This is a genomic window from Vibrio sp. R12-SW3-ISO1 (assembly GCF_059834005.1).
On the sequence record NZ_JCBDGK010000006.1, the window covers coordinates 177,095 to 197,009 of the forward strand.

Consider the following 19,915-nt stretch of genomic DNA (forward strand, 5'->3'; position numbering starts at 1 on the left):
CGATCTCCTTACGCAGTTTGCGTGGTCAGCGAAGATTTATTCAATAATGGGTTGAGTATGACATAGCATAACGCACCGCCCAATACTGCGTTGATCGGCACGACACCCGGAATGAATTTACCCGCAAGCACACCAACGGCTACGGCAATAATGCCGGCCCAGTTAACACGTTTGAAGGTTGCATTGGCAAAGTCTTTGTAGCGTTTTCGATTGATGAGGTAGTCAGCAATCAACACGCCGCCGATAGGAGGAATCGCCGTTGAGAGGAAGGTCAACCAACCGACAAAGTTGTTGTATAGCCACAGCGCAAAAATGGTGCCGACGACGCCATTGACGATCGACATTAAGGTACTTGAGCGGCCGGTAATGTTGGCAAAACCTAGGCCCGAAGCGTAAAGGGCGTTTTCGTTGGTGGTCCAGATGTTGAGACCTAAAACGATGATGGCAGGCAGTAACAATCCTTGTGCGATCATCACGTCAGAAATATCCGCGTGGCCGGTCGCTGCAGCGCCAGCAGCACCGAAGATGAACATCAGTGAGTTTCCGATAAAGAACGCAATCATGGTGACAAGAACAGCGCCAGCGGGTTTTTTACCAAAGCGAACGAAATCAGCCGTCAACGTCCCCGCGCTGATGAAAGAACCGACCACCATTGCCAATGCGATAGAGAAATCCATCGGCTCTTTGGGTGAAACCTGCATTAAGGCATCCACGCCGCCCACGCTGTCCACCGCCAGTGAAACCGAGTAGCTACCAAGAATAGCAATCGCAGGGACGGCGATGGCAGAGAGCACCATCAGCGCTTTGATGCCAAAGTAAACCGTTGCCGTCATCAATAAGCCCGATGCGAGGATCAGCAAGTTGACGTCTAACCCCGTCGCTTTTTGGACTGGAATAGCAAACATCGCCACACCCACGCCAAACCAACCGACTTGCGTACCGCCCAATAGCGCAGAAGGTAGCCAAGAGCCTTGTGTACCAAAGGAATAGCGAGCAAGCAGGTGAGTAGAGAGGCCGGTAGAGGCACCAATATAGCCAAGAATCGAGGTGTAGACACCGAGGATCAAATTACCGGCTAACACGGCAAGAAAGAAATCGTTGAACGTTAAGCCCGTACCCAAAGCGCCACCTGTCCACATACTGGCGGAGAAAAAGGTTAAACCAAGCATAACCATAGTGAGAGACGCAACCCCTTTGCGTGCGTTGCTCGGGACCGGTCCTAAGCTGTAGTTGTTGTCATCAGCCATTGTATTACCTCCGCAGAATGAGACTATCTTTACCAGAATGTATTCGATTGCGGCGCGTATTATGGGGGTGTATTTTGCGCTGTCAATGCAAGTTGCGGATTGTAAAACGGTTGCTTGGATGTTTTTGATTGATTTGATTAAATAAAACAGTGCGTTGCGTTTTTATTATTTTATGTTTTCTATTGGAATATTGATTATTCCAGGATTTGTGTTGCTAATAATTGGGTGAGTGTCATCAGTATTTTGTATGGATGAGCAAAAAATAAAAAAAGAGCCAGAAACCGTGAGGATTCTGGCTGATATTGGGTGTGAACAAATTGGGTTCACTAACAACGTCAGTTGGCTAGGTGACCCTAACGCTAGGGTCACTGTATAGATAGCAGGTTATGTGCCAACTTTAATATGCCCGCTGTATCAGGCTTTACGTTGAGATTGAGACTAAGAAAGAGTGGCTGGTTGCATATTGGCATTGCATATTGCAAATACACCAGCATATTGCGAACAGAGGATCAGATTGCGCACCTTGTAGGTGCGCGCGATCTGAGGTCATCTTATGTGCCGCTAGGGCTTAGAGCATGACGAGACTCGCTGTGCCGAGAAAGGCGAAAAAACCCACCACGTCAGTCACAGTTGTGAGGATGACGGAGCCTGCCAGTGCAGGGTCAAGTTTGAGTTTGTCGAGAACAATTGGGATCAGCACACCAAATAGAGCGGCGGTAATAATGTTGACGACGATCGCCAGCGCGATGGTGGCACCTAATATGACAGACTGAAACCACAGTCCGGCGAGTCCACCAATGATGACTGCCCACAGCAATCCGTTGATAGAGCCAATGCCCACTTCATTTTTCATTAGCGCCCAGCGGTTCCCCGCTGTGATCTGGTTGAGCGCCATAGCACGGACCATCAGCGTTAACGTCTGGCTACCTGCGATGCCACCCATCGAGGCGACGATAGGCATCAGGACCGCCAGCGCAACCACTTGAGCAATCACATCTTCAAACAAGCCGATAGTGACTGAGGCAAGGATTGCCGTCATGAGATTGATGCCAAGCCAAACCCCACGCTTTTTCGAGCTGCGAATGATGGGCGCAAACAGGTCGTCCCCTTCATCCATACCGGTACCCGCCATTAGGCGCGCTTCGTAAATTTCACGTTGAGTACTGAGGGCAAAATGCCAATCCACTTCACCAATCAAGGTGTCATCGTCATCGGTCACTGGCATGGTTGAGAGTGAAGAGTGCTCCAACGCCTCGATACTTTCAGAAAGTTCTAGCTTGGCGTTTAAGGTGACAGGGTGCTCTAGCGCCAATGATTTAAGCCTGTCGCCCGGCTCGGCGCGCAGCAAATCGATATAGCGCACTATACCTCGAAACTGTTTCTTCTTGTTGATCAGATAGATGTGCTCAGGGGCGTCATAGCTGTAGCGCTCCATCAAACCTTTCGCTTTCTCAACGGAAATGGTGAAGGGGAGCGTGACCACTTTTCGTTCGGCCCAACGACCAATCTGATCATCTTCATAGGCATTCGCTTGATCGTAAAGCTCAAGTTCATCTTTTTCGATCAGGCGTAGCGCTTCATTGATGATCTCCTCAGGGAGTGAGTCAGACCATTCAATCAGAGATAAGTTATCCAGTTTGGCGAGGGTTAATTTGAGTTCAACCTCAGACAGCTCTTTGATGATGGAGTGGCGAACTTCCGCACGCGCTTCGGTAAGTACTTCAATATGCAGCTCAAGGGGCAGGCTGCGCCAAAGTCGCACACGGTCATCAATGGGAAAGGCCTCGAGAATCAGCGCCACAGAGCCGGGCTCAAGTCCGTGTTCGATAGATTCGTTAAGAGTTGTGACCTGCTCACTGTCTTCACTGCGAAGCAGTTCGGCGATCAAAATAGAGAGATCTTGAAATTGGCTCACAGAGCACTCCAGCCGTTATTGTCCGTTTAAACGCTGTGTTCAAAGTACTCGAAAACGGCAGAAAAACAATACTCTATCTTGAAAAACCTAGCACACAAACCCAACAAAACGGGACATGTTGGGTTGAATGATTACTTTTGCACCAATAACGTCGGTCAATCTCTCTCTTGTATTGGTTTTAGGTGGCTTGCGGCGGCAGTTTACGCCATTTATGCCAAGGGAGTGTGAGCACGGCAAAAATGGTCACGGCGTAAAACATCGACCAGCCTAAACAGAGAAACACAAGGCTACACAGCAGTAGCGCGACGCTCGCTAAGACTTTATCCACGCCGCGCAGCAGTTTGTAGGCCGCCAGCATCGCCAGTAGATAAACCAAAACAAAGATCCCGTTGGCGAGCTTAAGGAAAAACTCCAAGTTAAGGCCGGAAATTTCACCCACGACGCAAGAAAGCAGCAGCACAGCGCCAACGGCAATCGTTGCGTTTGCCGGCACGCCACGCACTGACAATCTTGCAAGCGCACTGTGTGGTGTGTAATCGCGTGCTTGCGACCAAACCATACGCGAGAGACTTTGAGTGTAGAGATTGACGCTTGCAAAACAGGCCGCAAAGCCAATGATGCTGATGAGCCACTTGACGCTCGGACCAAACAGCTGAGCTGCCATCCACGGAATAGAGGTGCTTTCAAATTGCGCAGAGCCATACGCGCCCAATTTTAAAATTACGACCGAGCAAGCCCAATAGGTAAGGCCTGCGACTAAACAGCCAATCACAATTGCGATGGGAAAATCGCGCTCTGGGTTTTTAAACTCTTCCCCCATGTGGGCGAACGCTTCGATACCGACAAAGCACCAAAACATCACGCCGAGTGCCGCGCCAATCGGCAGCCAATCTTGTTGGCTCAAGGTGGGGATCGTGATGTCATCGATCTTTAGATCACTTTGCCACCAAAACGCGACGACGAGGGCGAAGATCGCGAGCGCAATCATCGTTTGTAGACGGCCCGAAGATTTCGCCCCAGATAAGTTAACCAGCACGAGTAATAACACGGTGATCACCTGTGCAAGCAATGGGTCTTGAAGGCTAGTAGGAAGTATCTGTTCAAGAAAGCCCGCAGCCAACGCAATGGCGGCAGGTACCCCGACAGGAATCACACTCAAAAACAGCCACGCGACGCTTTTTTCAAGGCGGGGGCCAAACGCCATTCGTACAAAATAGGCCGTGCCGCCAGCGTTCGGGTAGCGTTTACCCAACTGGGCGAACGTGAGCGCAATGGGGCAGATGGCGATAAACAGCAGCAACCAAGCCCATAGCGACGCTTCAGCGGCAATGCCGGCAGCGATGGCGGGCACCATAAATAGCCCAGTGCCGAGTAATGTGGTCGAGAGTTGGCCGATGCCTGATAATAACGAGATTTCTTGTTTGAGTTGGTTCATGTCGCATCCTAGCGCGGGGTGATTGACCAAGCTTAACCAATTGTGTCTATCTCGGCATCCATCAATGTGTCTCGCTTATCCGTCACTTTGACGTTTTTTCACGTATCGCCCGCCATTTTGTCATCTTTTCTTCCTGTTCGTTTTGTGTCAAATTGACCAAAGGGCAAGTATGAGAAAAAGAAATGGATAAATTCGATAATAAAATCATTACATTACTCAGAGGCAACGCTCGATTGTCTGTCAGTGAACTCGCCCGTCAGGTCAACTTGTCCCGCTCTGCTGTAACGGCGCGTATTCAGCGTTTAGAAGCGGAGCGAGTGATCCTTGGTTATCACGCAGAAATTGCTCAGCCAGACACCAGTAGCGCCAAGATCCAAGCCTATCTCGCACTCAAATTTGATACGACGAAAACCAGGCACTATTGCGATCATTATGCCCCGCGTATTTATCAGATTGAAGGAGTGAAGTGGTGCCATGCCATCAGTGGTGAAACGGATATGATGCTGTTTGTCGAAGTGGAGAGTATGGCGCAGCTATACCGGATTCGAGATGAGCTGTACACCATCCCAGAGCTACGCCATTTGGTGACGCATACCGTTTTAACTGAGTTCTTCAACACGCTTCATGATGCTCAATAACATCAACTTAAACTTGCTACGGGCGTTATCGGTGTTACTGGACGAGTGCCATGTCAGCCGCGCAGCAGAGCGTTTGCACATTACTCAATCTGCGGTAAGCCGTCAGTTAGCCCAGCTACGTACGCTATTTGATGATCCACTGCTGGTGAGAGACGGCAACCAATTGGTTCCAACCCCTCGTGCGCTGGTTATTAAGAAGCGCTTGGATCGGATGTTCTCTGAGGTGGATAATCTGTTGGCCGATGCGCCGTTTCAACCGCACAATTGGCGACAAGAGTTTGTGTTTTCCTCGAGTGATTATGTCGCGCAGTACATCGTACCTAGCGTAGTCTCGGTGCTGACCGATCAAGCCCCTAATTTGAATCTGACCTACAAGCTGTGGGACCCAGATTATTTGGACCAGCTCCATACGAACGGTATTGATCTGGCGTCAACCATGCTCCCTCGTCAGCCAGAGTACGTCAGTTCCGTGCTGATCGGTGAAGACAAATCCGTTTTGTTGATGCGCCAAGGGCATCCGCTTGCCGATAAAGGTGCGGTATCGATGGAAGATATGCTGGCTTACCCACATTTGAAAGTCACAGGGGGCGGCGACAAGGACACCAGCACCGATGTGGTATTGAACGCGCTAGGTCACACACGACGCGTTGCCTTGAAAGTGCCGTTCTTTACCGCCGCAGTCAATGCCCTGCAAAGCAGCCACTACCTGATGGTGGTGCCAGAACACATAGCGATTAACTTGTCGCGGGATGCGTCACTTCTTTATCGTCCTTTGCCTTTTGATACGGCCAGTCATCTTTATTGGTTGATTTGGCATCCCAAGTACGATCTTGATCCCGCCCATCAATGGATGAGAGAGGTTGTGCTGAGCGCCATGCGCACATCCCCTTACTCGATAGGTATGATATGAAATCATGATGCTTATGAAAAAGTTTGATTTCAAATCATAGCTAATCAGCATTATCGTTACGCCATTCACATGGATTAGGACACGTTTTCATGACCTTAACGATTTGGTTTTCACTTTTCACGATTTGTCTACTCGGTGCTATGTCTCCGGGGCCTAGTTTGGCCATGGTGGCAAAGCACAGTTTGGCGGGTGGGCGCATCAATGGATTTGCCGCCGCATGGGCGCACGCTTTTGGTATTGGCGTTTATGCGTTTATTACCTTAATTGGCTTAGCTGTGGTGTTGCAGCAATCACCCTTGCTATTCAAGGGGATTAGCTACGCCGGTGCCGCGTACCTTATCTACCTTGGCTACAATGCGCTGCGTTCTAAAGGTGGCGTAGCAGCAAGGCTGGAGTCGGGCGAGCCAACACCAGTGGCTCAATCGGCGCGAGAAGGGCTGCTGATTTCTCTGCTTAGCCCGAAAATTGCGCTGTTCTTCATTGCGCTGTTTAGCCAATTTGTTGCGGTTGGTGACACCTTTGCCGCGAAGTCGATCATCGTGCTTACACCGTTTGTGGTGGATGGGCTTTGGTATACTTTAATTACGTTTTTGCTCTCTAGTCCGAAGCTTATCGATAAAATTCGCTCTAAAGCCGTATTGATTGATAGACTATCAGGGTGTGTATTGATACTGCTCGCAGCGCGAGTTTTGCTGACCGTATAATCGCTATTCGCCGGTATCAGCATGTGCTGAAGCAATGAACAGACAACAGAGCGCGAGTGAGTTTTCCACTGGCGCTTTTTACACACTGACGTTTTCGCAGTTTTTAAATGAGTAGAGAGACAATCATGCAAGCAGAAGTTAAGTGGATCGATGAGTTCAAGTTTTTAGGTCATTCCCAATCGGGCCACTCTGTCGTGATGGATGGCAATGGGGGTGCGAGCGCGCCTAGCCCAATGGAGATGGTGTTGATGGCAGCGGGGGGATGTAGCTCGGTAGACGTGGTCGATGGCCTCAAACAAGCCAACCAAGCGGTGAGCACGTGTGTCGCCAAGCTGACCACTGAGCGCCGTGACAGCGCGCCACGTATTTTTACCAAAGTGAATATCCATTTTGAGGTGTCCGGAGAGGCGCTTGATCCCCAAGTCGTGGCGCAAGTAGCGGCCGATTCACTGACAAAATATTGCTCAGTCTGCTTGATGCTCGGCGAGGGCGTCGAAATGACCCACAGTTGGGAAATCGTCTAAATCGTGTCCGTCGATCGATACACAATGGCCGGTATTGCGGCCATTCTTCTTTGGAGCAGCGTGACGGGATTAGCCCGCTTAGTCGCGGAGTCCTTTGGCCCGGTGGCGGGGGCCGCGGCGATGTACAGCGTGGCGTCGTTGTTTTTGCTGCTGGTGATGGGGCGGCCAAAGTGGCGCCAGTACTCTTGGCGGTATGTGCTCATTGGCGGAGGGCTGTTTGTCGCTTATGAGATTTGTCTCGCTTTAGCGCTGGGCATGGCTAACTCGCGCATGCAAGCGATTGAAATGTTGGTGATAAACTATCTTTGGCCAGCACTCACTGTACTGATGGCTTTGCTGTTGAGCCCGAAACGGGCCAGTTGGCTGGTGTACCCAAGTATTGCACTCGCGTTTGTTGGCGTGGCGTGGAGCATCACCGGTGATGCGGGTCTTTCTGTCAGCCAAATTGCAGCCAATGTCGCCACGAACCCAGCGACGTATTTGATGGCCTTCATCGGAGCCTTTTTATGGGCGCTTTATTGCAACCTAACCAAAACCCTAGCGCGAGGGCAAAACGCCATTACGTTGTTTTTTATTCTCACGGCCATCACCTTATGGATTAAAGCGGCACTGTTTACAGAGTACAGCGCGCTGCCTTTGAGTGAGGTGTTGACGATGGAATCTGGCGCGATTTTGTTGCTTGCCGGTGTAACGATGGGGGCGGGGTATGCGCTGTGGAATTACGCGATTATTGGCGGCAACATGGTGTTTCTGGCGACCTTGTCGTACTTTACTCCCATCATCGCGACCGTTATCTCGTCATGGTTGCTAGGGGTGGCGATCACTCACAGTTTTCTTCAAGGAGTGGCGATGGTCACCATTGGCTCGTTGATTTGCTGGTGGGTGACTCGAGAAAAGCGCAAAACGTCGACACTAAAAGAGATCAACTCTTAGCGGCTCACCAGTGAATGTCGATTGGGGTTCCCGTTTCCACTAGGCTGAGTAATTCATCCATTTCAGGGTTGCTGAGAGCGATGCATCCATTCGTCCAATCGAAACTTTGCACATAGTTGGCGGGCCTTTTCTCGCCATTTCTCAAACCGTGAATTTTAATATCTCCGCCCGGCGACACATTCAACGCACTGGCGTATTCGAGATCCGCTTGGTTTGGGTAACTGATGTGGATGGAACGGTAGAACTCAGAATCTTCCATCACAAAATCTAAGTAGTAGCGTCCTTCGGGCGTTTTTTGATCACCCTCTTGTGTTTTGTGTCCTTTGGGCGCTTTACCCAGAGCGATGCGAAACTCTCGAACCACTTCGTTGTTAGACAGTAGGTACATACGTCGTTTTGATTTATCGACTTGGATCAAATCCACTCGGGGTTGACTAAAGGCATCAGAGTCGGCGGCGAGGCTCTCAGGGCTTCCCCATACACTCGTAATAAAACAAAGCGCTGCAATCGTCAGCGCACGCTGTGGTAACCCCTTCAAAACCCTTCTCTCCAAGCTGCATCATTCTCAACCAAAGTAGTATAACGACAACCGCTGCCCAGTGCGATCCGCTTGTCTCTTTTGGGCTGCGCATTGCGCCTAAGTTCGGTCTTGAATGATAAATGATTGATATTAAAACAATGGTTCATAAAAATGAGATAAATTGTTTCAATGTCTAATTTTTGGCGTGTTTTTGGCAAAAAATGATGGCCAACATCACACAAAATTTCCCTTTAGAGGTTAGGTAGCGGGTGAAGATCTCAAATCGTTTTTGATTATATTTGAACGATATTGATCATATATGAATTAAAGATACACTTACTGCCAACACAAAGGAGAGAGTGATGTTTACCAATTACAACAGCAATCCGCTCGATGCGAAGCACTACGATACGGAGCGCTTACGCGCAGAATTCTTAAATGAACAGTTGTTTGCCGAAGACTCGATTACCTTGCTTTACAGCCATATCGATCGTGTGGTCGCACTGGGTGTGTGCCCTACGACTCAACCACTTTCTTTGGATGAGTACATCGACAATGGCGTATTCGGCACCGATTATTTCTTGCAGCGCCGCGAACTGGGCATGGTCAACTTGGGAGAAGGGGCGATTGAAGTCCACACCTCGGAAGAGATCTATCGACTTGAGCCGCTCGATGCCCTTTACCTAGGCAAAGGGGTGCGCAATATCCGTTTCCACTCTGAAGAGAGTGCGCACAAACCGTATCTTTACTGCTTAAGTGCGCCTGCACATCATGGTTACCCATCGCGTTTGATCACCCGTGAACAAGCGAAAGTGGTCGAGCTTGGCTCAAACGACACCGCTAACCTGCGAGTGATCAATCAATACTTGCACCCAGATGTGCTGCCGACCTGCCAACTGTGCATGGGCGTGACGCATCTGGCGTCTGGCAGTGTGTGGAACACTATGCCTGCGCACACTCACGAACGCCGTATGGAGGCTTACCTCTATTTCAACGTTCAACCGAATCAAGTGGTTTTCCATTTCATGGGAGAGCCGCAAGAAACACGACACATTGTCGTACGTGACAAACAGTTAGTGCTATCTCCGAGTTGGTCAATTCACTCAGGTTGTGGGACCAGCAACTACAGTTTTGTCTGGGGCATGTTGGGCGAAAACCAGACCTTTGATGACATGGATTTCGTGGACATGACCGCCATCCGATAACAACCAATAACGACATTACCCTACACATTGACAAGGACTACTGTGATGAAAAAAGTACTGAAAATGACGGCTCTATCTGCTTTGGTCAGCGTTGGCCTAGGCACCGTTTCTATGGCTCAAGCGGCAACTGAAATCAAAGCGGCGTTTAACCAGTCAGACAATCATCCGCAATACATCGCATTGCAAGAGTTTGGCAAAAAACTCAACGAGCAAACGGACGGCCGCTACAAACTGTCTATTTACCCAAATGAACTGCTTGGCGACCAACGTGCCGCACTTGAGTTGGTGCAAAATGGCGCGATTCAAATGGCGGTTGTCGCCAACCCACTGATTGAAAACTACGACGCGACCTACCGTGTGATTGGTATGCCGTATGTCTACTCTGGTCCAGCGCACCAAGAGGCAGTATTTACCTCGGGCGAGTTGGATGAGTTGTTTGCGTCTACCAAACGCTTTGGTTTTGAAGTCTTGACGGCGTACACCGCAGGCGCTCGCAGTATGTACACCAAGAATGCGCCGGTTGAAAATGTCTCGGACATGAAAGGCAACAAGATTCGTGTAATGCAGTCTGAAACCATGATTAAGATGCTATCGTGCATGGGCGGTACGGGCGTACCTATGAGTCAAGGTGAAGTGTACACCGCGATTCAACAAGGCGTATTGGATGGCGCTGAAAACAACGAGATCACTTATGCGGATCTTAAGCAGTACGAAGTGGCACCTTACTTCTCATCAACCCGTCATTTGATGGTACCCGATCTGGTTGTGGTGAGCAGCTACTTTGTGGATACGATGTCGAAAGAAGACCAAGCGACACTGCGCCGCCTAGCGAAAGAGAGCACGCCAGCGCAGTTTAAGCTATGGAATGATCGCATCAGCACGGCAATGGAGACCGCGAAATCGCACGGTGCGACCTTCAATGAAGTCGACATCACGCCATTCCAAGAGAGCTGTCAACCGCTTCAGCAGGCGCTCACTGAGTCTCCAGCCCAGAAGAAGCTGTTCGAAAAAATCGCCGCTTTAAAATAAGTTCAAGAGTAAGGGGCCAGCGCGGTGCTGGCTCCTTGTCGGATCTTCATTATGCAAAAAACCGTATTTCAAACCTTGTTGTCAGCCATGACAACCTTAAAACAGTGGGTGGACAAAGTGCTGTCCCTGTTTTTGATTCTGATTGTGGGCACCATGACCGCCTTGGTCACCTATCAGGTTGCCTCACGCTATCTATTCAATAGCCCAAGTGCGGTGAGTGAAGTGCTGTCGCGCTATCTCTTCATTTGGCTGATTTTATTTGGCAGTGCGTACGTCTTTGGCCTACGTGAGCATATGGCCATCACCTTTATCCGTGACAAGTTCAATGACAAAGTGCGCGTGTTGGTGGAGATGTTCATCGAGTTGGTGACGGTCAGTTTTGCCTACGCGATCATGATCATCGGTGGTTACAACAGTGCAGTACGCCAAATGTGGCAGTTAGACTCGGCACTGCAAATCCCGATGGGTGTCATCTACGCGGCCATCCCGATTTCTGGAGGATTGATTCTCTTTTATTTCCTCTATAACGAATTGAATCTAATCCATCAATTCAAAGCTCTCAAACACAGCAAAGTTTCAAGCGAGGTGTAATATGGATATGGCTCTTACCGCCTCACTGGTGATGTTTGTTGGGGCGATCGTCTTGCTGATTATCGGTGCGCCGATCGCCATCAGTGTCGGCGCGGCCTCTTTTGCCGCGATGACGGTCATTCTTCCGTTTCAAGGGGCAATGACGACCTCCGCGCAGCGTATGTTCGTCGGGCTTGATTCCTTCGCTTTGCTCGCTATTCCGTTTTTCATTTTGGCCGGTAACATCATGAACAATGGTGGCATAGCAATACGGCTGATTAACTTTTCTAAAATCATCAGCGGCTTCTTCCCAGGTTCCCTGGCGCAGACCAACGTGGTTTCCAACATGCTGTTTGGTTCAATCAGTGGTTCTGGCGTGGCATCCGCGGCGGCGGTTGGTGGCATTATGTCGCCGATTCAGAAGAAAGAGGGCTACGACCCAGCCTTTAGTACCGCGGTAAATATTGCTTCCGCGCCGACGGGAATGTTGATTCCACCCAGCAACACCTTGATTGTCTACGCGACGGTTGCCGGTAGCGTATCGGTCTCGGCGCTGTTTGTCGGTGGTTACGTGCCCGGTATTTTGTGGGGTTTGAGCGTGATGATCATCGCCGGCTTTATGGCAAAACGCCGTGGCTATATCGCCAAACATACCATGACGTTGAACGAGTGTTTCTCCGTCACGATTCAAGCGGTGCCAAGCTTAACCTTGGTTCTGGTGGTGATTGGCGGCATTCTTGGCGGCGTATTTACCGCAACCGAAGCGTCGGCGATTGCCGTGGTCTATTCACTCTTTTTGACGTCGTGCTATCGTTCGTTGAAATTCAGTGAGTTGCCGCAGATTTTCCTCAGTACGGCGAAAATGTCAGCGATTGTGATTTTCATGTTGGCGACCTCGTCGATTATGTCTTGGGTCATGGCGTTTACCCAGATCCCCGGCATGATTGCAGACTCGCTGCTCTCATTGACTGACAACCCATTTATGATCTTGCTGATCATCAACTTGGTGTTGCTGTTTGTCGGTACCTTTATGGACCCGACGCCTGCGGTGCTTATTTTCACACCGATTTTCCTACCTATCTGTACTTCTCTGGGTATGGATCCGGTACAATTTGGTATCTTGTTGGTGTTTAACTTATCGCTTGGCACCATTACGCCGCCGGTAGGGCCGATTCTGTTTACCGGTTGTAAGGTCAGTGGCATCAGCATTGATAGCGTGATTCGCACCTTGTTGCCATTCTTTGTGATGATCTTTGGTGTGTTGATGCTCGTCACCTACATTCCTGCGATTTCCTTGACGATTCCTCAGTGGATGGGATTGATCCGTTAATCAAGGCGTTAACCTACTTTAAAGGACCTAGATTGGCTGTCATACTGAGACTTCTCTATGGCAGCCTCTATTGATCATGAGCAACATTAAAAAAACTGAATATCGCGCGCCCGCACTTGAGAAAGGGCTCGACATTTTGGAGCTTCTTGCCGCGTCTCCGGTGGCGCTGAGTAAAAAGCAAATTGCGGAAAAACTCGATCGCAGCGTCAGTGAAATTTTTCGTATGTTGTCGGTGCTAGTGGAGCGGCAGTACATTGAGCTCGACGCTGAACAATCGGCGTATTCGCTCAGCCTAAGAATGTTTGTGCTGTCCAACCAACATCCTCCAATCGCGCAGATGCTCAAGCGTGCGGTGCCTATGATGGAAGATCTGTGTTTGAAGGTGAACCAATCTTGCCACTTAAGCCAATACAAGCATGGTGAGCTCGTGGTGATCAGTGTGCAGGAAAGCCCTTATAAAATGGGCTTTGGCTTACGCTTAGGGGCAACGTTAGACATCTGCTCATCGGGCTCGGGCATCGTGCTGCTCAGTTTTACCGAGCAAGCTCAGCGCGACAAAATCCTTGCGCAAACCGATGCGACGTCCGCTGAAATTGAACACGCGTTAGCGAACATCGAGAAAACACAGCGAGACGGCTACTTCGTTGGCGCCAGTCCGCAAATTTCCGGCGTTACTAACATCAGCTATCCGATCTTTGGTGCCTTAGGCGAACTGATGGCGGTGATGACAGTCCCTTACATGACTTTGAACTCGCGCACTGTTCATCATCACATCGAAGACATCGAGCAAACCCGTCAAGAACTGGAGCAGGTGGTCGCCCAATTGAGTATGCGTCTCAATACCTAAGTAGCCTTGACGCAACTGGTACAACTTGTGGGTTATTTGCCGGTTATTCCCTATCACTTAGGTTGAGGGTGGTCCCATTCTGAACTAACTTCAAATGAGTAGCTGTCTACTCATTTGAAGTTAGGAGGGAGTATGCTCTCAGCCATGTCAAAAAGTATCCGTTTAAAACTATCTTCCGCACTGGGTTTGCTGGTGGTCTCCTTGGTGGTGGTGTTTGTCACCTTTAGTACCATTTCCTCCGCACTCAATAATGGCCTGGGTTTGTTTGGCCAAACTTATATGCCTGCGCTGTCCGATATCCTCAATGCTGACCGAGATTTATACCAAGCCAGAGTGGCGCAAATGAGTTACATCACGGCCAATGGCACTGAGGATGATCTTGCTGATTTTGAAGAAAACGCACAGCAAGCACTGGATAGAATGAACAACTATCTCGGTTATATGAAAGGGGAACAGGCAATATTGGCGAAGCTTAAAGGCTATCAGCAAGCCTTTGAACTGTGGAAAAGCTCCTCTCTTGAAGTTGTTGCGCTGCGTGACAAAGGGGAGATACAACGGGCTTCTGAATTGCTCAGTGGTGATAACAGCGCGCACTTTTCCACGTTAAGAGATTTCTATGATGTCGCCGGTGAAGCGCTCGATGCACAAGCAAAGCAAACCGTCGATGTGCTCAATGCACGTATGGATGTGAATCACCGCAATCTTCTCCTTTTCGTCATTTTCGTCGGTGTGCTCTCGTCTTTACTGACCTTCTTTGTCCCCAAACTATTGGTCGACGGTATGCGCCAATTGACCTCACGCGTGGGTGAAATCTCACAAGGTGATGGGGATCTCACACAACGTATCGACTCTAAACGCAAAGACGAACTCGGGCTGCTGGCCGGTACCTTTGATAACTTTGTCAGCAAACTGCAGGGCATCATTATCGGTATTTACGATAACACCAATAATCTCAATCATACGGCTGATGAACTCAACCAGAGCTATTCACAGGCGCAGGTAGTGAACGAAGAAATCAGTCGTGGTATCGATATGATCGCCACCGCCGTCAATCAGTTCAGTGTCTCGGTAAAAGAGGTCGCGGAGTATTCCGACAAAGCGGCAAGAATGTCGGAATCGACCGCGAAAGTGACGCAAAATGGCCAAGCCTTGATTGAGGGATCGGTACGTGGCACGCATGAGTTGTCTGATGCGATTACCGATGCCAATAATGTTATCGAAAATCTGTCAACCGAATCGCAAAACATCGTCTCCGTACTGGATGTGATTCGTAACATCGCAGAGCAGACTAATCTGCTGGCGCTTAATGCGGCCATCGAAGCAGCGCGAGCGGGAGAGCAAGGCCGTGGATTTGCTGTGGTAGCGGATGAAGTTCGCTCATTGGCAAGCAAAACCCAACAATCCACTGAGGAGATTCAGAAGATGATCGACTCCTTGCAGGTGGGTGTGCAAAACGCCGTGTCATCGATTCGCGTGGGGAATGATAAAGTACGCAGTTCAGTCGAAGCGGCGGAGAAAATTCAAACGCTCTTTACCGAGATTCATCAAGCCACCATTGATGTGAGTGATATGGCGACCCAAATTGCCGCCGCAACGGAGGAGCAAAGCACCACCTCTGAAGAGATCAACACTAACCTTGTCAGCCTCAATGATCAGAATCAGAGCAGCAAAGCCTTGTCGGAGCGTATCCATCAAGTCGCGCAAAATGTCATGGAGCTATCGAGCGGGCTGAGCCGTGACGTCAATCAGTTTGTGGTGAGATAACCCTTAAGCAAGGAGAGTGATGATGGCGCGTTTAGTCGCAGTGTGGTGGCTCCTGTTGATGCCTTGGGTAAAGACATGGGCCAATCCTGTTGAGCTTTATACGGAAATTTCTAAACCTTATCAAAGCTTTGATAATGGCGAACTACATGGCACTGTGGTGGACACGGTAAAGTGTATTTTAGAAAATATGGACATGGATTACCGTATCCAACTCTCACCGTGGAAGCGCGCCAGTCAGTCGTTGAAAACTGGCGGTGTGGATGGCTTTTTCTCTTCAACCTATAACTCAGAGCTCTCTGGTAATGCGACCTTGACGCACCCTCTAGTACTGGAAAAGTGGTATTGGGTGTACAGCGGTGACACCGTCAATTTTGACAAACTCGGCGTGGTGCATGGCAGTGCTCAAGATGCTTGGCTATCAGGCCAAACTCTGTACACCCCCATCATCCGCGCCAAGGATTCCGCACAATTGATCAACTTGCTACTGAAAAATCGCATCGAGGTGATCGCTATCGACCTGAATGCGTTCAACAGTGAAATTGCCTCCGGCTCTTACCCGATGGACCGAGTGTCGCAGCTTAACTCACAGTTTTTGACATTCTCTGCATTGGGCATTTACTTTAATAATGAGTTCGTCAACGAAAATGAAGGCTTCATGGCAAGGTTCAACAGCTATATTCCTGTCTGTTCGAGTGTTTCCTATTCGCTGAGTGATAAGGAGGAGCAAGTGCTTAAGCAGTTCGCCATGCAAGATATTGTGCCTTTGGCGAAAAGTGCGTTGGTCAGTGATGGCGTCGCGGTAGCGAATAAAGATCCTCAGCACAGACAAATGAAAAACAATTTTGATGCCTTGATGGGCAATGCGCTCTCGCAACACCTGATTCAATTTCAGCAACAAAGCCAAGAGATCTTCTCCGAAATCATGGTTTTTGATGCTCAAGGCTATAACGTAGGGCAAAGTGTGGTGACATCAGACTTGTGGCAAGGCGATGAGCTCAAATACTTGAGGCTCTTGAACGGCATTGACATGTTTATTAACGACATTCAGTACGATCCTTCGACCAATTTGTTTCAAACCCAAATCAGTGTTCCTATCCGCGACAGCCAAACAGGGCGATTTATCGGCGGTATGACGGTGGGCGTGAATCTGGAGCGATTCTTTCAAAACGATCAAGCAAAATGATTAAGTTCCAAGCTCAATCACACACATTGAATTAAAGCCCCGTCGCGTTTTGTACCGCTCGGACGACCTGCGCCGCCTCTTTTCGCTTGTGTACATGCAGCTTTTTATACAGTTTGTAGATGTGGCTTTTGACCGTACTTTCAGCGAGATAGAGTTGGTTGGCGATCTGCTGGTTAGATTTGCCATGATAGATTAAATCTAGAATCTGCTTCTCTCGGCAGGTCAAGTTGGCGTAGTAGTCGTGTTGGACGGTGTCCGGATCTCGATAGTGGAGCACGGTGCGTTCTAGGCATTTTCTGGGCAGCCACAATCCACCGGACAAAATGTATTTTACACTCTGTGTTAAGTGGTCGACCGAAGCGGATTGAAGGAGTAGGCCGCGCAAAAACTTCCAACGCACAAAGGTAAAATTTTGTGCCTCTTCCGGTACATTGTGAACGAGCAAACCAAATCCGAGAAGCTCGAAGTCGGGCAGGGCGTCTTCGCGTAACATATCGTCTAAGTAGGCGTAATCCACCACGACCAGATCCACTTTGCGCTTAACAGAAAGCTCGACCAATTGCTCTGGAGAGCAACTCTCAACGCTGACATTCTTGATGGTTGAGAGCTGTTGTTGAATCAAGCTACTTTGCAAATTTTTTTGCGTCAGGAGCATCAGTGTGTAGGTATCCATGGGTTTCCCATCCTGGCAACAAAATGAACGTTGAAAGACTCGAAACATCGTCCTTTCAATAGGGGTAAGTATACGCCAGCGCCCAGTATGACTGCGCAAAATCATAAAGAGAGACTAGAAGCGTATTAGGGTGGTGACCTTTAGTTTCAACATGATCGGCGGTATATAAACTAAGCGCTTAGTCGGAACGTTGTTTTGTGATTTTAAATCAGTAGGTTAACTTTGCTCTGACTTTATCTTTCATCATGACTGTATGAGCGTGCAAGACTGAAATTAGCCGTAAACACGTCATACTTTTTCCCTCCAAAATAGTCATCTTCTTTCATACTTCAGTCAGCAGTTTCCGATAAGATATTGTTTTTAAAAATTAAAAAAACAAGCAGTGATAAGTGTTCACTAAATTGCTGGTGTCTGGCTTTAGACAGTCTTAACGGTGAGACAATTCCAAATTGTGCACCCCCTATACTGAGCTTGCCTTAGGGCGAGGAACAATCAGTCAACTTAATGGAGTGCACATTATGAATCTTCAAAAAACCGGTATTGCTGTCGCGATGTCAGCGCTATTTGTGAGTGGTATTGCGTGGGCCGATAACAATAACAGTGACGACTTTCTAAGTCACAATACAGATTCAAGTAACAACTGGGACGACAGTGCCAACACCGTGACGCAAACGCAAACGGTGTATGACAATGATACCGACAACAGTGTGGCCAACAGTGGGAATACGGCGAATTTAGCCAGCGGCAACACCATGACGGACAACAGCGTTGACGATAGTGGTAACACAGCGACGTATACCGAAGCGAACACCGATACTGACAACAGTGTGGCCAATAGTGGAAATACGGCGAATTTAGCGAGTGGTAACACCATGACGGATAACAGTGTTGACGACAGTGGTAACACTGCTACGTATACCGAGGCGAATACTGATATCGACAACAGTGTTGACGATAGTGGTAATACTGCAACGGTCGCCAGTGGTAACACCAATTCCAGTACTAATGGTAGCTACAACGATGGCAGTGATAACAGTAATACTTGGAACAACAGTGCCAATACCTACACTAATACCTATGAGATTGATCTCGACTCCGACACGGTTGTGGCCAGCTCAACACTGGGCGGTAGTGTATCGGGTGTATCTGTCGTTTACGGTGCCGGTGGAAACAAAGGCCGTGTGAGCGTAGACAACATCAATCGTATGGATGGCTTTGGCAGTGCAGCGGGTATCGTGACTGTGGCGCAGAATGCGGGTTCAAACTCATTGATCCAACAGTCTGTATCCACTAACGCGTCTGTGTTTACCGATTAAGTTCGCACTCTAGGAGCAAAGCGATGCGTACAGCTCTATTCGTCCTGATGACGTTGGGCACGCTATCTGCTTATGCCGATGAGTTGATATTGGAACAACCGGGGCTGTCGGAGCAGCAACTCGACAGCTCCCGTGGAGGCCAATATCACATCGACATCGAGAGTGTGACTGCGTCGTCAGAGATAAATGGTATCAACGCAGGAAATGCGGTGACAAACAGTGTCACGGGGAACAACGTGATTGCGAGCAGTGCGCTCATGCACAGCTCAGGTATCACGAGCGTGGTCCAAAACACTGGCAATAATGTGTTGATACAAAACTCAACAGTTGTCAATTTAACACTGAAATGACCATGAAACTTTGGTGCGTAATTCTAGCTTGGGTAGGAGCGATGCTCTGTTCTTCTGCTCAAGCTCTCAATTTTCTCCCCCAGCGCGGAATGTACAGCGTGCCCGTAAAAAGCTACAAGGAGTTGCAGTTTGGTGACGTGCATCGTCAACAATACGATTTTAGTTGTGGCTCTGCGGCGCTGGCTTCCCTTCTGACTTACCACTACCAAACCCCTTCCGCCGAACAAGAGATATTTGAAGTGATGTTCTCAAATGGGGATCAAGCCCTCATTGAGCAACAGGGCTTTTCGTTGCTCGATATGAAGCAGTATCTTGACGCTCAAGGGCTGCGCGCAGATGGATTTCAGATCAGTTTGGAGAAAATGAAACAGGTAGGCGTCCCTGGGGTGACCTTAGTGAATTTTGACGGTTATCTTCACTTTGTGGTCATAAAGGGAATGAACCAACATTCTGTGATCTTAGGCGATCCTTCTCGTGGCACCATGATGATGAGCTTTGAAGAGTTTGAACAGTACTATCAAGGTGTTGTCCTGCTGATTCGCAATAAAGCGGAAGTGGGGAGGGCCTCGTTTATTACCGATGATCACTTCGCGGTTTATCACAGCGCACCATTAAGCACAGGGGTACCTCGAGAATCTCTCGGGGTATTTTCGATCACGTTACCAGAGGCTGGGGAATACTAGCCTTTAGGGCGACATTATGAAAACGGTAAAGGTGGTAATAGGAGTATTAGCCAGCATGGCGTCGATGTCCGTGTTTGCTGATGCCATTGATATACAGCAAGTTCAACTGACACCCATGAGTCAATCGAGATTGGCTCTG

20 protein-coding genes are annotated in these 19,915 nt (G+C 49.1%); 15 read left to right on the top strand and 5 right to left on the bottom strand.

Translation table 11 applies throughout. The features are described 5' to 3' along the window. Positions 1-8: 8 nt before the first annotated feature. From codB to yjeH, 3 genes are all read right to left on the bottom strand, one after another. Entirely contained in the window at positions 9-1,247 is a 1,239-nt protein-coding gene (gene codB, locus AC6R0R_RS02240) for a cytosine permease (RefSeq protein ID WP_334551544.1), read from the bottom strand. Between the two features lie 568 nt (positions 1,248-1,815). After that, a complete protein-coding gene (locus AC6R0R_RS02245) occupies positions 1,816-3,162 on the bottom strand; it encodes a magnesium transporter (protein WP_500625551.1) in 1,347 nt (448 codons plus the stop codon). Positions 3,163-3,340: 178 nt separating this feature from the next. Next, positions 3,341-4,597 (bottom strand): L-methionine/branched-chain amino acid transporter, encoded by a 1,257-nt coding sequence (gene yjeH, locus AC6R0R_RS02250; protein WP_500625552.1) that lies wholly within the window; start codon positions 4,595-4,597, stop codon positions 3,341-3,343. Between the two features lie 182 nt (positions 4,598-4,779). Between yjeH and AC6R0R_RS02255 the strand changes: the two genes are divergently transcribed. The 5 genes from AC6R0R_RS02255 to yddG all read left to right on the top strand — a co-directional run bounded on the left by AC6R0R_RS02255 (position 4,780) and on the right by yddG (position 8,306). Further along, positions 4,780-5,235 carry an Lrp/AsnC family transcriptional regulator gene (locus AC6R0R_RS02255; RefSeq protein WP_334551550.1) on the top strand — a complete coding sequence of 152 codons (456 nt, stop codon included), beginning with the start codon at positions 4,780-4,782 and terminating at the stop codon, positions 5,233-5,235. Next, the gene (locus tag AC6R0R_RS02260; protein WP_334552186.1) at positions 5,225-6,145 is read left to right on the top strand and encodes a LysR family transcriptional regulator; all 921 of its coding nucleotides are present in this window, start codon (positions 5,225-5,227) and stop codon (positions 6,143-6,145) included. The genes AC6R0R_RS02255 and AC6R0R_RS02260 overlap by 11 nt, the downstream gene beginning before the upstream one ends. Positions 6,146-6,234: 89 nt before the next feature. Next, positions 6,235-6,849 carry a LysE family translocator gene (locus AC6R0R_RS02265; protein WP_334551552.1) on the top strand — a complete coding sequence of 205 codons (615 nt, stop codon included), beginning with the start codon at positions 6,235-6,237 and terminating at the stop codon, positions 6,847-6,849. A 125-nt stretch (positions 6,850-6,974) separates the two neighbouring features. Then, positions 6,975-7,373 (top strand): OsmC family protein, encoded by a 399-nt coding sequence (locus tag AC6R0R_RS02270; RefSeq protein ID WP_334551554.1) that lies wholly within the window; start codon positions 6,975-6,977, stop codon positions 7,371-7,373. Positions 7,374-7,397: 24 nt separating this feature from the next. Next, positions 7,398-8,306 carry an aromatic amino acid DMT transporter YddG gene (gene yddG, locus AC6R0R_RS02275; protein WP_500625570.1) on the top strand — a complete coding sequence of 303 codons (909 nt, stop codon included), beginning with the start codon at positions 7,398-7,400 and terminating at the stop codon, positions 8,304-8,306. Between the two features lie 4 nt (positions 8,307-8,310). On the opposite strand, the gene AC6R0R_RS02280 is transcribed toward yddG, so the two are convergent. Continuing rightward, complete coding sequence (locus AC6R0R_RS02280) at positions 8,311-8,730, bottom strand: L,D-transpeptidase family protein (protein WP_500625571.1); 420 nt, start codon at positions 8,728-8,730, stop codon at positions 8,311-8,313. 458 nt (positions 8,731-9,188) lie between these two features. On the opposite strand from AC6R0R_RS02280, the gene kduI reads away from it, so the two are divergent. The 7 genes from kduI (at position 9,189) to AC6R0R_RS02315 (ending at position 16,754) form a co-directional block, all read left to right on the top strand. After that, on the top strand, positions 9,189-10,031 hold the full coding sequence (kduI, locus tag AC6R0R_RS02285) for a 5-dehydro-4-deoxy-D-glucuronate isomerase (protein ID WP_500625553.1): 843 nt from the start codon (positions 9,189-9,191) through the stop codon (positions 10,029-10,031). 45 nt (positions 10,032-10,076) lie between these two features. Next, entirely contained in the window at positions 10,077-11,060 is a 984-nt protein-coding gene (locus AC6R0R_RS02290; RefSeq protein ID WP_334551556.1) for a TRAP transporter substrate-binding protein, read from the top strand. Positions 11,061-11,111: 51 nt separating this feature from the next. Further along, a complete protein-coding gene (locus AC6R0R_RS02295; protein ID WP_500625554.1) occupies positions 11,112-11,651 on the top strand; it encodes a TRAP transporter small permease in 540 nt (179 codons plus the stop codon). 1 nt (position 11,652) lies between these two features. Next, the gene (locus AC6R0R_RS02300) at positions 11,653-12,960 is read left to right on the top strand and encodes a TRAP transporter large permease (RefSeq protein WP_500625555.1); all 1,308 of its coding nucleotides are present in this window, start codon (positions 11,653-11,655) and stop codon (positions 12,958-12,960) included. Positions 12,961-13,036: 76 nt separating this feature from the next. Next, entirely contained in the window at positions 13,037-13,807 is a 771-nt protein-coding gene (locus AC6R0R_RS02305; RefSeq protein WP_500625556.1) for an IclR family transcriptional regulator, read from the top strand. A 132-nt stretch (positions 13,808-13,939) separates the two neighbouring features. Further along, positions 13,940-15,571 (top strand): methyl-accepting chemotaxis protein, encoded by a 1,632-nt coding sequence (locus AC6R0R_RS02310; RefSeq protein WP_500625557.1) that lies wholly within the window; start codon positions 13,940-13,942, stop codon positions 15,569-15,571. 19 nt (positions 15,572-15,590) lie between these two features. Continuing rightward, positions 15,591-16,754: a transporter substrate-binding domain-containing protein gene (locus tag AC6R0R_RS02315; RefSeq protein ID WP_500625558.1), complete on the top strand. Its 1,164-nt coding sequence runs from the start codon at positions 15,591-15,593 to the stop codon at positions 16,752-16,754. Positions 16,755-16,785: 31 nt separating this feature from the next. Here AC6R0R_RS02315 and AC6R0R_RS02320 read toward each other — a convergent pair whose 3' ends face one another. Continuing rightward, complete coding sequence (locus AC6R0R_RS02320) at positions 16,786-17,427, bottom strand: helix-turn-helix transcriptional regulator (RefSeq protein WP_500625559.1); 642 nt, start codon at positions 17,425-17,427, stop codon at positions 16,786-16,788. A 518-nt stretch (positions 17,428-17,945) separates the two neighbouring features. Between AC6R0R_RS02320 and AC6R0R_RS02325 the strand changes: the two genes are divergently transcribed. The 3 genes from AC6R0R_RS02325 to AC6R0R_RS02335 are packed head-to-tail and all read left to right on the top strand — an operon-like array spanning position 17,946 to position 19,776. After that, positions 17,946-18,743 (top strand): hypothetical protein, encoded by a 798-nt coding sequence (locus tag AC6R0R_RS02325; protein ID WP_487901618.1) that lies wholly within the window; start codon positions 17,946-17,948, stop codon positions 18,741-18,743. A 23-nt stretch (positions 18,744-18,766) separates the two neighbouring features. Then, on the top strand, positions 18,767-19,093 hold the full coding sequence (locus tag AC6R0R_RS02330; RefSeq protein WP_334551568.1) for a carbon storage regulator: 327 nt from the start codon (positions 18,767-18,769) through the stop codon (positions 19,091-19,093). Positions 19,094-19,095: 2 nt separating this feature from the next. Beyond that, the gene (locus AC6R0R_RS02335) at positions 19,096-19,776 is read left to right on the top strand and encodes a C39 family peptidase (protein ID WP_487901617.1); all 681 of its coding nucleotides are present in this window, start codon (positions 19,096-19,098) and stop codon (positions 19,774-19,776) included. Positions 19,777-19,915 lie beyond the last annotated feature (139 nt).

Bases quoted from the DNA above. Each gene is read 5' to 3' on its own strand.
- codB (WP_334551544.1), bottom strand. From the start codon at position 1,247: ATGGCTGATGACAACAACTACAGCTTAGGACCGGTCCCGAGCAACGCA.
- yjeH (WP_500625552.1), bottom strand. From the start codon at position 4,597: ATGAACCAACTCAAACAAGAAATCTCGTTATTATCAGGCATCGGCCAA.
- AC6R0R_RS02255 (WP_334551550.1), top strand. From the start codon at position 4,780: ATGGATAAATTCGATAATAAAATCATTACATTACTCAGAGGCAACGCT.
- AC6R0R_RS02260 (WP_334552186.1), top strand. From the start codon at position 5,225: ATGCTCAATAACATCAACTTAAACTTGCTACGGGCGTTATCGGTGTTA.
- AC6R0R_RS02265 (WP_334551552.1), top strand. From the start codon at position 6,235: ATGACCTTAACGATTTGGTTTTCACTTTTCACGATTTGTCTACTCGGT.
- AC6R0R_RS02270 (WP_334551554.1), top strand. From the start codon at position 6,975: ATGCAAGCAGAAGTTAAGTGGATCGATGAGTTCAAGTTTTTAGGTCAT.
- yddG (WP_500625570.1), top strand. From the start codon at position 7,398: ATGGCCGGTATTGCGGCCATTCTTCTTTGGAGCAGCGTGACGGGATTA.
- kduI (WP_500625553.1), top strand. From the start codon at position 9,189: ATGTTTACCAATTACAACAGCAATCCGCTCGATGCGAAGCACTACGAT.
- AC6R0R_RS02290 (WP_334551556.1), top strand. From the start codon at position 10,077: ATGAAAAAAGTACTGAAAATGACGGCTCTATCTGCTTTGGTCAGCGTT.
- AC6R0R_RS02295 (WP_500625554.1), top strand. From the start codon at position 11,112: ATGCAAAAAACCGTATTTCAAACCTTGTTGTCAGCCATGACAACCTTA.
- AC6R0R_RS02300 (WP_500625555.1), top strand. From the start codon at position 11,653: ATGGATATGGCTCTTACCGCCTCACTGGTGATGTTTGTTGGGGCGATC.
- AC6R0R_RS02305 (WP_500625556.1), top strand. From the start codon at position 13,037: ATGAGCAACATTAAAAAAACTGAATATCGCGCGCCCGCACTTGAGAAA.
- AC6R0R_RS02310 (WP_500625557.1), top strand. From the start codon at position 13,940: ATGCTCTCAGCCATGTCAAAAAGTATCCGTTTAAAACTATCTTCCGCA.
- AC6R0R_RS02315 (WP_500625558.1), top strand. From the start codon at position 15,591: ATGATGGCGCGTTTAGTCGCAGTGTGGTGGCTCCTGTTGATGCCTTGG.
- AC6R0R_RS02320 (WP_500625559.1), bottom strand. From the start codon at position 17,427: ATGGATACCTACACACTGATGCTCCTGACGCAAAAAAATTTGCAAAGT.
- AC6R0R_RS02325 (WP_487901618.1), top strand. From the start codon at position 17,946: ATGAATCTTCAAAAAACCGGTATTGCTGTCGCGATGTCAGCGCTATTT.
- AC6R0R_RS02330 (WP_334551568.1), top strand. From the start codon at position 18,767: ATGCGTACAGCTCTATTCGTCCTGATGACGTTGGGCACGCTATCTGCT.
- AC6R0R_RS02335 (WP_487901617.1), top strand. From the start codon at position 19,096: ATGAAACTTTGGTGCGTAATTCTAGCTTGGGTAGGAGCGATGCTCTGT.